The sequence below is a fragment of the Sphingomonas suaedae genome (genome assembly GCF_007833215.1).
Taxonomy (GTDB): domain Bacteria; phylum Pseudomonadota; class Alphaproteobacteria; order Sphingomonadales; family Sphingomonadaceae; genus Sphingomonas; species Sphingomonas suaedae.
The window spans coordinates 1,230,179-1,242,632 of sequence record NZ_CP042239.1 but is presented as its reverse complement, the minus strand read 5'-3'; the positions used below and the strand labels follow the sequence as shown (position 1 = coordinate 1,242,632).

Here is a 12,454-nt window from a genome sequence, read left to right as displayed (position 1 = left end):
CACGCGAAACCACGCCCTAAGGGCGGGTAAGTCGAAGCAGGAGAAGGCTGTACCTGTGCAACATTATGCGAGGCGCTTAGCGCGAAGGCGCAACAAATGTAAAGCCCGGGCAACTACGCAGCTGCCCGGGCCCGAACTCATTTCTGGAACGCCGCCGAAATTTCCAGCTTCACCTCGTCGCTGACCAGCGGCACGGCGTAACCCAGGCCGAAGTCGCTGCGCTTGATCGTCGCCCCGGCCTCAAACCCGACATTCTCCTTGCCGCCCATTTGGGGCGGAGCCTTGCCCGCGCCATAGAAATCGACGTCGAGCGTTACCGGCTTGGTGATGCCGTTCAGGGTCAGGTTACCCGACACCTTCGCCTCGTCGCCGTCATCGTCCATCACCACGCTGGTGGAGACGAACTTGGCGTCGGCGGGAGCGGAACCGAAGAAGTCGGGCTTGCCGCCGTCCTTGCCGTCGCGCAGCAGATGCGCGGTGAAGCCGGGGACTGCGGTGGCCATCTTCGACACCGGGATCGTTACATCGACCTTTGACGCGGCGGGGTTGTTGGGATCGAGGACGAGTGTACCGGTAACCTGACCGAACAGGCCCCAGAGCGGCGAGAAGCCGAAATGATTGACCTCCCACTTCACCAGCGTGTGGTTGGCATCGGCGGTATAGGTGCCGCCGGTGATCGCGGCGGTGTTTTTGGAGCCGGGCATCTGCTGCGCGACGATCGGGGTGGCAATGGCGGTGGCGGCGAGCAGCGAGGCGAGGATGAGGCGCATGGAAGTCTCCAAAATGCGTTACGGGGGCGCCACGATAATGCGCGACGCCCCCGACTTGTTCAAATGGCGATGTGGGAACGCACGGTTTCCCGAAACGCGATCAAAGTTGCGGAAGGATCAGATATTTCTCGCCGGTCGCGCGACGATTATAGGCGGAGATGGTGGCGGGCTGGACCGCGTCTTCAAGACTGATCCGGTTGCTGTAGCTGCTGGCAAAGGTGGTGCGGATTTCGGCAGCGACTTTGGCGCGCATCCGCATCACCTCCTCCATTCCCGCCTTGGCGAGATAAGGGGTAAGCAGCCAGCCGCCGACGCCCCAGATCATCCCGAAGCCGCGGTTGAGTTCGGTCGGGGCGGTGCTGAGGCCGCCATAGATATAGACTTGCTTCATCGTCGTGGAGCCATAGGGGCCGTTGGCCGGATTGGTGCGGACCGCGGCAGCCTCCATTGCGGTCAGGATCTGGCCCGCCAGCTTGCCCCCGCCGATCGCGTCGAAGGCGAGAAATGCCTGAGTCTCTGCGATGGCGTCGGTAAGCTGGGCCATGAAATCGGATGCGCTGCTGTCGACGACATGGGTCGCGCCGAGATCGCGGAGCAGCAGCGCCTGGGCCTGGCTGCGGACGATATTGACCAGCGGAACGCCCTCGGAGAGCGTGAGCTTGACCAGCATCTGGCCGAGGTTCGAGGCTGCGGCGGTGTGGACGAGCCCCTTATAGCCCTCACGCCGCATCGTGCCGACCATGCCGAGCGCGGTCATCGGGTTGACGAAGGACGAGGCGGCTTCCTCGGCGGTCACATCTTCGGGCAGGACGAGGCAATCGCGTGCGCGGGCAATGCGATATTGGGTGTAGCAGCCGCCCCCCGCGACCGCGACGGTGCGGCCGATCAGCGTCTGCGCTGCGGGGTCGCTGCCCGCCGCGACGACGGTACCGGCGCCCTCATTGCCCAACGGGAGCGGCTTGCCGACGCGCGGGGCGACATGGCGGCGCAACGCCTCAGGAATTTCGGCGCGCGCGCCATAGCCCAAGGGGGTGAAGGTGTTGGAATCGGCGACGCTGAGCATCACCGCCAGGTCCGACGGGTTGATCGGTGTCGCCTCGATCCGGATCAGCACCTCGTCGCCATCGGGCCCCGGAACGGAGACGTCGCGCAGCGTGAGTTCGAGGCCGCCATCCTCGGTAACGGTCGAGAACATCTGGCGCGCCTGGGCGGGGATCGGCTGGGTCATGGCATCCTCCTGAAATATCGTTGGCGAACGCCATACCGTGAATTCGAAAGGCGGATCAATGGGGCGGTGCGCGATCGTCCACGGAACCGATTGCCACTCGCATTCGCAGCCGCTTTACGTTAAGGTGAGGTCCATGACCCGCGCAGCCACCCCGTTCGAAGTGCCAATTCCCGTCGATCCCGCAGACATCGACTTCATGGGTCACGTCAATAACGCCAGCTATCTGAAATGGGTGCAGGAAGCCGTTTTGAGCCATTGGCAGAAGCTGGGGCCGGCCGAGGAAGTCGCGAACCATCTGTGGGTCGCGCTCAAGCATGAGATCACCTATCGCAAGCCCGCCTTTCTGAACGATGAGGTCGTCGCGACGGTGCTGCTTGAGAAGGTGCAGGGCGTCCGCGCCTTTTACGAAACGATCATTCGGCGCGGCGACGAAGTGCTGGCCGAGGTCAAGTCGAGCTGGTGCTGCATCGATGCACAGACGCTACGCCCGGCACGGATCGCCGAACATATCGTCGAGCATTTCTTCGGCAAACGCGAGGGCTGAACGCTAATCCCGGGTGATGCCGACGCGCTCGGCTTCCTCGCGCATCTCGGCGAGCGCCTGAAGCACCTTGGGTCGGGCCGATGCGGCCTTCATCCAGCGCGGAAGGCGCGCCATCATCGTCAGTCCGCGCTTGTCCGGGCGTTCGCGTAACGTGGCGCCGAGCCAGGATTCGAGCGCGTCGAGATGGTCCAGATTATAGACCCAGAGCGTGTAGTTGCCGATCGGGCGCCGCAGATAGGGCGCGCGACGATAGGGCAGGCCGCGGCTCCAGTAGAGGGTCGAGCGACCGGCATAGGCGCGATAGGCGCCACGATGGCCGCAGGTCGGGCATTTGACCTGCGCCATTGGCGTCGCGTCGTCGCCGTCCGGGCGCAGCGCACGTCCGCGCCCGGGGATCGGCGCCTTGCACTTCGCGCAGGCGGGGCTGCCTTTTTGAAGCATGAGGAGTTGCCCCTTGCGAATGCGCTGTTCTTTCGCGCCGAACGCATAGCCGCATTGGATGCAGGTGATCCGCCTGTGGGTATCACGCGCGGGGCCGCCGCAACTGGGGCAGTTCACCCAGTTCACCCCGCCCCACTCGGCGAGATACTGGAACAGCCGCTTGCCGGGATCGCGGGCGCGGTGTGGCGGAGTTGGGATTTCCGTCATCGCGGCGCGGGTCAGAGCCAGCGCGGGACGTTGTGCGTGTAATTGATGTACGGCACGCCGAACTTGTCGGCCATGTAGCGCTCCTCACGCACGATCACCCCGTAATGGATCGTCACGATCAGCGGGAGCAGAAGCCACAGGACAACGGGCGCGTTGGCGGCGACGGCGAGGCCGAGATAGATCAGCGTCATGCCGAGATACATGGGGTTGCGGGTGAAGCGATAGATTCCCTGCGCGACAAAGGCGGTGGCGGGCTGCCAGGGCGGGGCGGGGGTTCCGGCGGCGCGAAAGCGGGCCAGCGCGGCGACGACACTGGCGATCCCCGCGATCAGGAACAGCGTAACGACTGTCCAGCGCAGCGAACCGGGCATGTCGAGCCCCTGCGTCCGGACCACCAGAAATTCGAGCGCGAGGCCCGCGAGCAAATAGCCCAGGAAGATCAGCGGCGGCGGGGCGATGACGCCGGGAATGTCGGATTTCGTGTCGGTCATGCGCGCTTCCTAACCTTCCGAATCGAACTTGTCGCGCTTGCGCTTGCCGAACAACAGCCGTCGTTCGAGATGCAGGCGCGCGGCGGCATAATAGGCGTCAAGGAACCCGCGGTCGTCGCCATCATCGGGGCGCCCGATCTTGCGCCGGATGACGCCCGCAACGGTGGTGATCGTGTCCGGATCGTCGCGGTGGAGCACGTCGGCAAGCCGCTGGATCTCGAACTGGCCATAGGCTTCGAGTTCCTCGGGGGTGAACGCATAACGATCGAGCTGTTCGACCCGGGTATCGGCGAGCAGATCGGGCGCAATCCGAGGCCGCTCATTTTCGACGACCCAGGTTCCTGCGAGCAGATCGCCCGCGCGCAGCCGGTCGCGGTTGAACAGCGGCATCAGCATGAAGATCGCGGTCCAGCCAAAGCCGAACAAGGTGAGCCAGCGATTGCTGAACCCCTGGACCTGCGCGGCGATGAGGAAGAGGAGGGGGAGGAATATCTCGACCTCACGCATCAGGTTGCGCGCGAGGATTGCGCCGCCGGTGAGGCGCCCGCCATCGCGCGCGACGACGCGCAGCTTCAGGATACGCTTGCCCAGCGTCGCCGCGCGAGTGCCGCTTTCAAACAGGGTGAAATAGAAGTTTCGCAGCAGGAAGAAACCGAGCAACCAGATGATCTGGGCGGCGCTGTCGGTCGCGCGATTGCTGAGCAGCCAGACGGCCAGAAAGGTCAGGCCGATCAGCGTCACGAGCATGATCGTCGCGTCGATGGTGAAGGCGCCAGCGCGCGCTGCGGCACTTGCGAGGCGCAGGTGAAGCACCGCCCCCTCCGGCGTCACCATCTCGCGCACCCGCCGGGAGGAGCGCTCAGCCATTGCGACGGCGCCCGGCGAGCGCAAAATAGCCGACCCACAGGGCGAACATCGACGCGGCGATGGCAAAACGTGCGGCATCGGCGGTGATGAGCTGGCGCGCGAACCCCTCCAACAGTCCTGCGGCGAGTAGCATAATCACCACGCCGATCATCACCAGCGCGCCGCGCCGCCCTGCCTCTCCGGCGGCGGCAAGCCGGCTGCGGGGGCCAGGAAAGGCGACGGCGCGGCCGATATGCAGGCCCGCGGCGCCCGCCAGGACGATCGCGAACAGTTCGGTCGAGCCGTGAATCATCAGCCAGCCGGTAAAGCCGACCCCCAGCCCTTTGGGCACGAACGCGGCATAGAAGGCGCCGATCAGGATGCCGTTGCTGGCGATCAGCAGGACGGTGGGGATGCCGAAGGCGAAGCCGAGCGCGAAGGCCATGATCGAGATCTGGCTGTTATGCGTGAACAGCATCGTCGCGAAGACTTCGAGTCCGCCGCGTTCGGGCTTGCCGTAGATCGATTCGCGCAGCGTCTCGATGCTGGCGTTCATGTCGCGGCCGCTGGCGAGTTCGGACGGTACGATCGCGCCGAACCAGGCGGGATCGGACAGGACGAGCAGATATCCCGCCAGCGCGCTGCCGAGAAACAGCGCGGCGATCAGCAGCGTCTCGGCAAAAAGACCGCGCACCGCGGCGGGCCAGCCCTGGGCGAAGAAGTCGCCGATCTGGCGCCAGAAGGAGTCGCGGCAGCCATAGAGGATGAAATAGGCCCGTGTGGACAGGCTCTCCAGATAGGCGATCATCGACCCGTCGAGCGAGGTGTCGCGGGCAATCGACAGCGCCGAGAGGGTCGAGCGGTAGAGTCGCGGGAGTTCGACCAGATCGTCATTGGTCAGGCGGCGGGGCGATTTTTTCTCGACAAGATCGAGCAGCGCTTCGAGCCGCTTCCAATCGGCTTCGCGCTCGCTGCGGAACTGGCTGACGCCAAAGACGGGGTTGGAGGCGGTCATGGGCGCTCGCGGTCCCGGACATAGCGCTCGGCGAGGGCCAGAGCGAGATCGTCGGGATTCGCCTCCAGCACGTCGATTCCGAGGCGTTTGAGGCGTTCGATGACGATCCTCCGTTCACGCAGCAGCGCATGGGCGACATTGGCGCGGACGATATCGTCCGCGCTTTGCGGGCGCGCATCGACGACGCGGTCGAGTTCGACATCGTGGAACAGCACGAACAGCAGCCGGTGGCGCTTGTGCATCCGCGCGGCGGCGGCGAGCATCAGTTCGGCGCTGGTCGGATCGGTGAACTCGGTGAACAGAATGACCAGGCTGCGCCGTTGCAGCCGCTGGTCGAGGCTGACGAGCGACAGGGTGTAGTTGCTTTCCCGATTTCCGTAATCGAGTTCGGCAGCGGTGCGGTGTAGCGTCGCAAAGCCACGCGCGCCGTTGACGCTGCCCGAATCGGCGACCGGGCGGCCGGCAAAGCCGAACAGGCGGACCGTGTCGCCGGACTTGAGGGCGACAAAGGCGGCGAGCAAGGCGGCCGAGACGGCGCGGTCGATGCGCGGGAGTCCGTCGACCGGATCGCTCATCGCGCGTCCGCAATCGACCGCGAAGACCACGCTGTTGTCCCGCTCGGTGCGATATTCGCGGGCCAGGAGCGAGAGATGGCGGGCGGAGGACTTCCAGTCGATTGCGCGACGTTCCATGCCCGGCTGGAAATCGGTGAGCGACTGAAATTCGGTGCCGTCGCCGCTTTCGGGACGGATGCGCGCGCCGAACTGACGGCTGCGCAGAAACTGCCGCATCCCCTGTTCGCGTACGGGGCGCAGATCGGGGAGAATGCGGACTTCGCCATCCTGCGCGGCGCTGCGCTGGCGCCAGGCGAGGCCGAGCGGCCCGGCGACACGCGCCCAGAGCCGCACGATGCGCGCGGTGCCGCGCCGGGCGGCGGTGAAGGCGAGGGGCGCGTCGGCTGGATCGAGCGGCGGTGTGGCTTCGACCGCATAGGCGAGGCCCGGGGTGGCGCCGGTCAGCGTTACCCGGTCGCCGACTTCGGCGGTGGCGGGTGCAGCAAGCGCAAGATCGGCGCGCACGATGCGGCGGGCGAGCAACCCGTCGAGCAGGACCAGCACCGCGATCCCGAGCGCCCAGGCCACCCCCAGCAGCCAGCCTTCGGGACGCAGCGCGCCGAGCAGCAACGCCAGCGGCGCCGCCGCAAGCGCGAGCGCGACCGCACGCTGGGTCGGCACGATCAACGCGGTGCCTCGACCCGGTCGATGATCTGGCTGACGATGTCGTCGGTGCGGCGGCCGTCGATCTCGGCCGCGGGGGACAGGACGACGCGGTGGCGCAGCAGCGGCTGGGCGAGCAATTTGACGTCGTCGGGGATGACATAGTCGCGTCCCTCGAGCGCGGCGGCGGCACGGGCGGCGGCGGCAAGCGCGGAGGCGGCGCGGGGCGAGGCACCGTGCGACAGATCGGGATGATCGCGGGTCGCGCGGATCAGATCGACGACATAGGCGATGATCTCGTCCGCCAGCCGGACTTCTAGCACCGTGTCGCTCGCTCCCTTGACCGCATCGGGGGTCGCGACCTGTTCGACGCCGCTATCCTCGGGCCGGGGGGAGCCGGTGCGGCTGCCATATTGCGCGACGATCGCACGTTCCGCCTCGGCATCGGGATATTCGATCGCGAGCTTGAACAGGAAGCGGTCGAGCTGCGCCTCGGGCAGGGGATAGACGCCCTGTTGTTCGATCGGGTTCTGCGTCGCGACGACGGTGAAGCGATCGGAGAGCTTCTCGGTCGAGCCGTCGATCGTCACTGCGCGCTCCTGCATCGCCTCGAGCAACGCGGCCTGGGTCTTGGGCGGGGTGCGGTTGATCTCGTCCGCGAGCAGCAATTCGGTGAAGACCGGCCCGCGGCGCAGCTCGAAGCTCGAACTCTGGAAGTTGAACAGGCTGGCGCCGACGATGTCGCCGGGCATCAGGTCCGGGGTGAACTGGATGCGTCCGAAATCGAGGCCTAGGGTGCGCGCGAAGCTTTGCGCGAGCAGGGTCTTGGCGGTACCTGGCGCACCTTCGAGCAGGACATGGCCGCCCGAGAGAAGCGCGATGGTGAGCAGCCGGGTCGCGGCGCCCTGGCCGACAACGGCTTTCGCCACCTGCGCATCGATCGCCGCACCGAGGTTGCGGACGTCGTCGAGTGTCATGCCTTCACTTCCTTTCGCCAATCGTCGAGTTTCTGTGCCGCGTGGAGCAGGTCCGCCTCGCTGGTCGCGGTGCGGACGCGCGTCGCCCATTCGGCATAGGGTGTCGTGGTTTTCAGCGCGTCGAGATGCGTGTCGAGCGCTTCGCCCTTCAAGGTGCGGGGCAGCGCCAGGCGGCGCGCGGCCCAGTCGCGGATCGCATCGGCATAGGCGCCGCCGCCCTCGCGGGTCCTTTTGGCACGGCGGGCGAGGCTGACGATATTCTCGATCAGCGCCGCCTTGCCCAGCGGGATGCCGCGCGGCTCGCGCCGGACGGGGCCGAAGCGCATCAGCGTCGCGAACCCGGCCAGCAGCGCGGCGATGGCGAGCGCGACGCTGACCCCGGCAAAGGGCGGTTCGAACATCAGCTGCGTGACGTTGCGGTCGCCGGCCCCAAAGGGGAGCATCGTGTCGAAGATCACCGTCCCGGGCGCATCGGGGTCGAGCGCGGCGAGCATCGCGATTGCCGCACGGGCATTGGCGCGTTGCGCGAGACCGCGATTGTTGAGCAGATCGGGGTCAGACAGGATGTAGGTGTGGGTGCCCGGCACCTCGCCCAGCACCGTCGCGCCGCCGGCGGACTTGATCAGTGGATAGATTTTTGCGCCCGTGATGGTCTGGATCGCGTCGACAGGCTTGAAATCCGGTATCGGCAGGCTGGTCGTGACGTCGAGCTTGCCGGGTTTTTCCCGCGCGACGCGTGCGGCGGCGAGCGGCGCGAGAATCTCCTCGATCCGCTCGGTGGGCAGATAGGCGGTGCGCTGCTCCCGGGTGGGGCGTTGTGGCTGCGGAAACGAGATCCATTTGGGAAGGACGATCAGGACCGGCGCGGTTTCGCTCGCAGCATCCTCGAGCGCCGCGGCCATTTGCTCCCGCGTGGTGGCGCGATGGGGCGTCAGGATCAGGATGCCGCGCGCGGGGCGGTTCATCGCGTCCGCCGACAGCGTGACGCTGCCGCCGGAAAGCTCGATCAGGCGGGTGAGGCCGTAATAACCCGTGGCGAAGCGCGAGGTGGGGCTGGGGATGTTGCTGCGCTGACGATCGACGCGATCGCCATAGGCGCTGACCAGCAGAAAGCCGAGCGCGAAGATCACGCCCGCGGCGATCAGGATCAGCACCGTGCGGGTGCGGAACGGGTTGGCGGAGGTTGCGGTCATCGGGCGAGGGCAAAGCCGGCATAATCGGCGCGAGCGCGCTCCCAATCGGTGCGGACGAGCGGCTGGCCCGCGAACAGGCTGCGTTCCACATCCGCGACGATTCGGCCGAACACGGCGCGCGCAGCATCGGGCAGCCGGTCGATCCGGGCGATGTCGCGACTGGTGAGGGAGGGGCGCAGCGGATCGCCGCGCCATTTCTCGATATCCTCGATGCTGCGATGGAGGAGCAGACGAACGGCTGCGTCATAGTTCCCTTCGCCCGCCAGCCGGTCGGCCTCGACCAGCAGCGCACGGGCGACTGCAGCTTCAGGCGCCCAGGCGGGAGCTGCCGCTGAGACATCGCCCCGCCGGGCGAGGCGCGTCGCGAGCCATTCGCGGGCGGGCGAAAAGAGCGCAAAGACGAGGGCGATCACCACCAGGGCGATTGCCACCCACATCAGCACCCGCCACCCGCCGCCGACCCATTCGATCGCGTTGTTGAACCACTCGAACAACTCGGTCAGCCAGCGCGGGGGCGGGTTGCGCTTGATCTCTAACCAGGGGAGGTCGAACTGGATCGTCGGATCGGCGCGGATCGCGCGCTGGGCGGCATCGACTTGCGCCGGATCGCCAAACGCAGCGGCACCGTCGCGCGCGGCGGCGCTTGCGCCCGTAGCCGTCATTGCCGCAATCCCCCGCAACTGCTTCATCCCCTTGGAGCAAATCGGCAAATTGCGCGCAACGCTTTTCATCCCTAACGTCGCCACAAAGCTGCGGCGAAGCGACCGCGCATCACCATTCAGGGAGACAGACGAGTTGATCCGGATCATCATCGGCGCGGCAGCGGCGGCCAGTCTGGCGGCATGTACCGCCAATGCAGGGGACAAGCCCAGATCGGCATCTGCCGCTCCGGCGAAAAGCGGCCCGGGCGTGGGCAAGGGATATGACCGCAATCCCTATCCTTCGACTTACAAAGCCTATCCAGGCGTGCCGACGCTGTTGACCAATGTGACGATCCTGGACGGTGAAGGCGGACGGATCGAGCGCGGCGCGGTGCTGTTCCGCGACGGCAAGATCGTCGAGGTGGGGCCGAGCATCGATGCGCCTGAAGGTGCGGTGGTGATCGACGGGGCGGGCAAATATGTGACGCCTGGCGTGATCGACGTCCACAGCCATCTGGGAGACTATCCCAGCCCCGGGGTGCAGGCGCATTCGGACGGCAACGAGATTACCGGGCCGGTCACGCCCGAAGTGTGGGCGGAGCATAGCGTCTGGCCGCAGGACCCGGGGTTCAGCCGCGCGCTGGCCAATGGCGGTGTCACGACGCTCCAGATCCTGCCCGGCTCGGCAAACCTGTTCGGCGGACGCAGCGTGACGCTGAAAAATGTCTATGCGCGCACCATGCAGGGAATGAAGTTCCCCGGCGCGCCCTATGGCCTCAAAATGGCGTGCGGTGAGAACCCGAAGCGCGTCTATGGCGGCCGGGGGCGGATGCCGTCGACCCGCATGGGCAATATCGCGCTTGATCGCGGCACTTGGGCCAAAGCGGTCGAATATAAGCGCCGCTGGGACCGCTATGAGGAAAATGGCGGCGAGGCGCCCGCGCGCGACATGGCGATGGAGACGCTGCGCGGCGTTCTGGCGGGCGAGATCATCGTCCACAACCATTGCTATCGCGCCGACGAGATGGCCATCGTCCTCGATATGGCCAAGGAGTTCGGGTACAAGGTGGGGACGTTCCACCATGCGGTGGAAGCGTACAAGATTGCCGATCTATTGAAGGAACGCGGCACCTGCGCTGCGGTCTGGGCGGACTGGTGGGGCTTCAAGATGGAATCCTACGACGCGATCGAGGAGAATCTGGCGATCCTGGAGCGCGAGGGCGCGTGCGGGATGATTCATTCGGACGACGCCAACGGCATCCAGCGGCTCAATCAGGAAATTTCGAAGGTGCGCGCCGCGGCGAAGCGCGCGGGCTTCGTCATCCCCGAGGAAATTGCGTGGAAATGGGCGGCGATCACCCCGGCAAAGGCGCTGGGCATCGACGCGGTCACCGGCAGCCTGAAGCCGGGCAAGATGGCGGACGTGGTGCTGTGGAACGGCAATCCGTTCAGCGTCTACACCCGGCCCGAGAAAGTGTGGATCGACGGCGCCTTGCTGTACGACATGCATAATCCCAAATTGCGGCCGGTGTCCGATTTCGAGCTTGGCCAGCCCGGATCGGGAGACGTGAAATGAAGAAGCTCCTGATGGCAGCAGCGGCGTTCGGCACCGCCCTTCCCGCCGCGGCACAGACGGTCGCGGTCACCAATGCGAAGCTGGTGATCGGCGACGGATCGGCCCCGGTCGAGGGCGGCACGGTGCTCGTTCGCGACGGGCGCGTGGTCGCCGCCGGACCGGGCGTGACGGTTCCGGCCGGGGTGCCGGTGATCGATGCCGAAGGCCGCTGGGTCACGCCGGGCATCTTTGCCGGCTTTACCCGCCTGGGCATCGTCGAGGTCGATGGGGTGAGCGAAACCGACGATAGCGCGGCGAGCAGCTCGCCGTTCAACGCGGCGCTCGACATTTCCCCGGCCGTCAATCCGAAGACGAGCGCGATCACGCTTAACCGCGCCGAGGGGGTAACCCGCGCGGTAGTGGCGCCGGAGGCGCGCGGATCGATCTTTGCCGGGCAGGGCGCGGTGATCGATCTGGGCGCGGACATGGACGCGGTGAGCAAGCCGCGCGCCTTCCAGTTCATGGAATATGGCGAAACCGGCGCGCGGCGCGCGGGCGGCAGTCGTCCGGCGGCCATCGCGCTGTTCCGTAACGCGCTGTTCGAGGCGCGCGACTATGCGCGCAACCCGGCGAGCTTCGCCGATCGCGGCAAGGACGCGCTGCTGACCCGCGCCGACGCGCTGGCGTTGCAGCCGGTGGTGACGGGGCAGGTACCGCTGCTGGTGCATGTCGAGCGCGCGTCGGACATTCTGGTGATGCTCGACCTCAAGCGCGAGGTCCCAGCACTCAAGCTGGTGCTGGTTGGGGCCGAGGAGGGCTGGACCGTCGCGCGCCAGATTGCCGCGGCGAAGGTGCCGGTACTGGCGAGCGCGTTGGCCGATCTGCCCGCCTCGTTCGAGCAGCTGGCGGCCACCCAGTCGAATATCGGGCGGATGCAGGCGGCGGGCGTCACCGTGGGCATCGGCACGATCAACGACAATGAGGCGCGTCAGGCGCGGCTGGTGAAGCAATATGCCGGCAACCTGGTCGCGCTGACCAAGGTGCCCGGCGCGTCGGGCCTCGACTGGGGGCAGGCGTTCGCGACGATCAGCTCGAAGCCTGCCGAGGCGATGGGAATGGGCGGCGAGTTCGGGTCGCTGCGGCCCGGACGGCGCGGCGACATCGTGCTGTGGGACGGCGATCCGCTGGAAATCGGCACGGCGGCGGTGCGGGTGTTCATCGACGGCGTCGAGCAGCCGGTCGAGACGCGGCAGGATTTGCTGCGCAAACGCTATTTCGATCCGAAGGAAGGCGCCTTGCCCAAGGCGTATGAGCGCTGACCGAGGACCT

13 protein-coding genes are annotated in these 12,454 nt (G+C 66.7%); 3 read left to right on the top strand and 10 right to left on the bottom strand.

Translation table 11 applies throughout. From position 1 onward, the window contains the following. Positions 1–137: 137 nt before the first annotated feature. A complete protein-coding gene (locus tag FPZ54_RS05995; RefSeq protein WP_145845715.1) occupies positions 138–770 on the bottom strand; it encodes a YceI family protein in 633 nt (210 codons plus the stop codon). A gap of 100 nt (positions 771–870) precedes the next feature. Next, a complete protein-coding gene (locus FPZ54_RS05990) occupies positions 871–1,998 on the bottom strand; it encodes a zinc-binding dehydrogenase (protein ID WP_145845714.1) in 1,128 nt (375 codons plus the stop codon). Positions 1,999–2,131: 133 nt separating this feature from the next. On the opposite strand from FPZ54_RS05990, the gene FPZ54_RS05985 reads away from it, so the two are divergent. Beyond that, positions 2,132–2,542 (top strand): acyl-CoA thioesterase, encoded by a 411-nt coding sequence (locus FPZ54_RS05985; protein WP_145845712.1) that lies wholly within the window; start codon positions 2,132–2,134, stop codon positions 2,540–2,542. 3 nt (positions 2,543–2,545) lie between these two features. Here the strand turns inward: FPZ54_RS05985 and FPZ54_RS05980 are convergent, their stop codons facing one another. Genes FPZ54_RS05980 through FPZ54_RS05945 form a run of 8 tightly spaced genes read right to left on the bottom strand, consistent with a single transcriptional unit; the run spans position 2,546 to position 9,591 of the window. Further along, the gene (locus FPZ54_RS05980) at positions 2,546–3,190 is read right to left on the bottom strand and encodes a hypothetical protein (RefSeq protein WP_145845711.1); all 645 of its coding nucleotides are present in this window, start codon (positions 3,188–3,190) and stop codon (positions 2,546–2,548) included. A gap of 11 nt (positions 3,191–3,201) precedes the next feature. After that, a complete protein-coding gene (locus FPZ54_RS05975; RefSeq protein ID WP_145845709.1) occupies positions 3,202–3,681 on the bottom strand; it encodes a methyltransferase family protein in 480 nt (159 codons plus the stop codon). Positions 3,682–3,690: 9 nt separating this feature from the next. Beyond that, complete coding sequence (locus FPZ54_RS05970; RefSeq protein ID WP_145845707.1) at positions 3,691–4,548, bottom strand: RDD family protein; 858 nt, start codon at positions 4,546–4,548, stop codon at positions 3,691–3,693. Then, positions 4,541–5,542 carry a stage II sporulation protein M gene (locus tag FPZ54_RS05965; protein ID WP_145845706.1) on the bottom strand — a complete coding sequence of 334 codons (1,002 nt, stop codon included), beginning with the start codon at positions 5,540–5,542 and terminating at the stop codon, positions 4,541–4,543. The genes FPZ54_RS05970 and FPZ54_RS05965 overlap by 8 nt, the downstream gene beginning before the upstream one ends. Continuing rightward, entirely contained in the window at positions 5,539–6,777 is a 1,239-nt protein-coding gene (locus FPZ54_RS05960; protein WP_239019801.1) for a DUF58 domain-containing protein, read from the bottom strand. The genes FPZ54_RS05965 and FPZ54_RS05960 overlap by 4 nt, the downstream gene beginning before the upstream one ends. Before the next feature lie 2 nt (positions 6,778–6,779). Then, positions 6,780–7,736, bottom strand: coding sequence for an AAA family ATPase (locus FPZ54_RS05955; RefSeq protein WP_145845703.1), 957 nt, complete (start codon positions 7,734–7,736; stop codon positions 6,780–6,782). Next, positions 7,733–8,929, bottom strand: coding sequence for a DUF4350 domain-containing protein (locus tag FPZ54_RS05950; RefSeq protein ID WP_145845702.1), 1,197 nt, complete (start codon positions 8,927–8,929; stop codon positions 7,733–7,735). The genes FPZ54_RS05955 and FPZ54_RS05950 overlap by 4 nt, the downstream gene beginning before the upstream one ends. Continuing rightward, entirely contained in the window at positions 8,926–9,591 is a 666-nt protein-coding gene (locus FPZ54_RS05945; protein ID WP_145845701.1) for a hypothetical protein, read from the bottom strand. Before FPZ54_RS05945 ends, FPZ54_RS05950 begins: the two co-directional genes overlap by 4 nt. A gap of 133 nt (positions 9,592–9,724) precedes the next feature. Between FPZ54_RS05945 and FPZ54_RS05940 the strand changes: the two genes are divergently transcribed. Then, entirely contained in the window at positions 9,725–11,146 is a 1,422-nt protein-coding gene (locus tag FPZ54_RS05940; RefSeq protein ID WP_145845699.1) for an amidohydrolase, read from the top strand. Further along, the gene (locus tag FPZ54_RS05935) at positions 11,143–12,444 is read left to right on the top strand and encodes an amidohydrolase family protein (protein WP_145845698.1); all 1,302 of its coding nucleotides are present in this window, start codon (positions 11,143–11,145) and stop codon (positions 12,442–12,444) included. Before FPZ54_RS05940 ends, FPZ54_RS05935 begins: the two co-directional genes overlap by 4 nt. Positions 12,445–12,454 lie beyond the last annotated feature (10 nt).

Excerpts from the sequence above, each read along its gene's own strand:
- FPZ54_RS05995 (WP_145845715.1), bottom strand. The coding sequence starts at position 770 with ATGCGCCTCATCCTCGCCTCGCTGCTCGCCGCCACCGCCATTGCCACC.
- FPZ54_RS05990 (WP_145845714.1), bottom strand. The coding sequence starts at position 1,998 with ATGACCCAGCCGATCCCCGCCCAGGCGCGCCAGATGTTCTCGACCGTT.
- FPZ54_RS05985 (WP_145845712.1), top strand. The coding sequence starts at position 2,132 with ATGACCCGCGCAGCCACCCCGTTCGAAGTGCCAATTCCCGTCGATCCC.
- FPZ54_RS05980 (WP_145845711.1), bottom strand. The coding sequence starts at position 3,190 with ATGACGGAAATCCCAACTCCGCCACACCGCGCCCGCGATCCCGGCAAG.
- FPZ54_RS05975 (WP_145845709.1), bottom strand. The coding sequence starts at position 3,681 with ATGACCGACACGAAATCCGACATTCCCGGCGTCATCGCCCCGCCGCCG.
- FPZ54_RS05970 (WP_145845707.1), bottom strand. The coding sequence starts at position 4,548 with ATGGCTGAGCGCTCCTCCCGGCGGGTGCGCGAGATGGTGACGCCGGAG.
- FPZ54_RS05965 (WP_145845706.1), bottom strand. The coding sequence starts at position 5,542 with ATGACCGCCTCCAACCCCGTCTTTGGCGTCAGCCAGTTCCGCAGCGAG.
- FPZ54_RS05955 (WP_145845703.1), bottom strand. The coding sequence starts at position 7,736 with ATGACACTCGACGACGTCCGCAACCTCGGTGCGGCGATCGATGCGCAG.
- FPZ54_RS05950 (WP_145845702.1), bottom strand. The coding sequence starts at position 8,929 with ATGACCGCAACCTCCGCCAACCCGTTCCGCACCCGCACGGTGCTGATC.
- FPZ54_RS05945 (WP_145845701.1), bottom strand. The coding sequence starts at position 9,591 with ATGACGGCTACGGGCGCAAGCGCCGCCGCGCGCGACGGTGCCGCTGCG.
- FPZ54_RS05935 (WP_145845698.1), top strand. The coding sequence starts at position 11,143 with ATGAAGAAGCTCCTGATGGCAGCAGCGGCGTTCGGCACCGCCCTTCCC.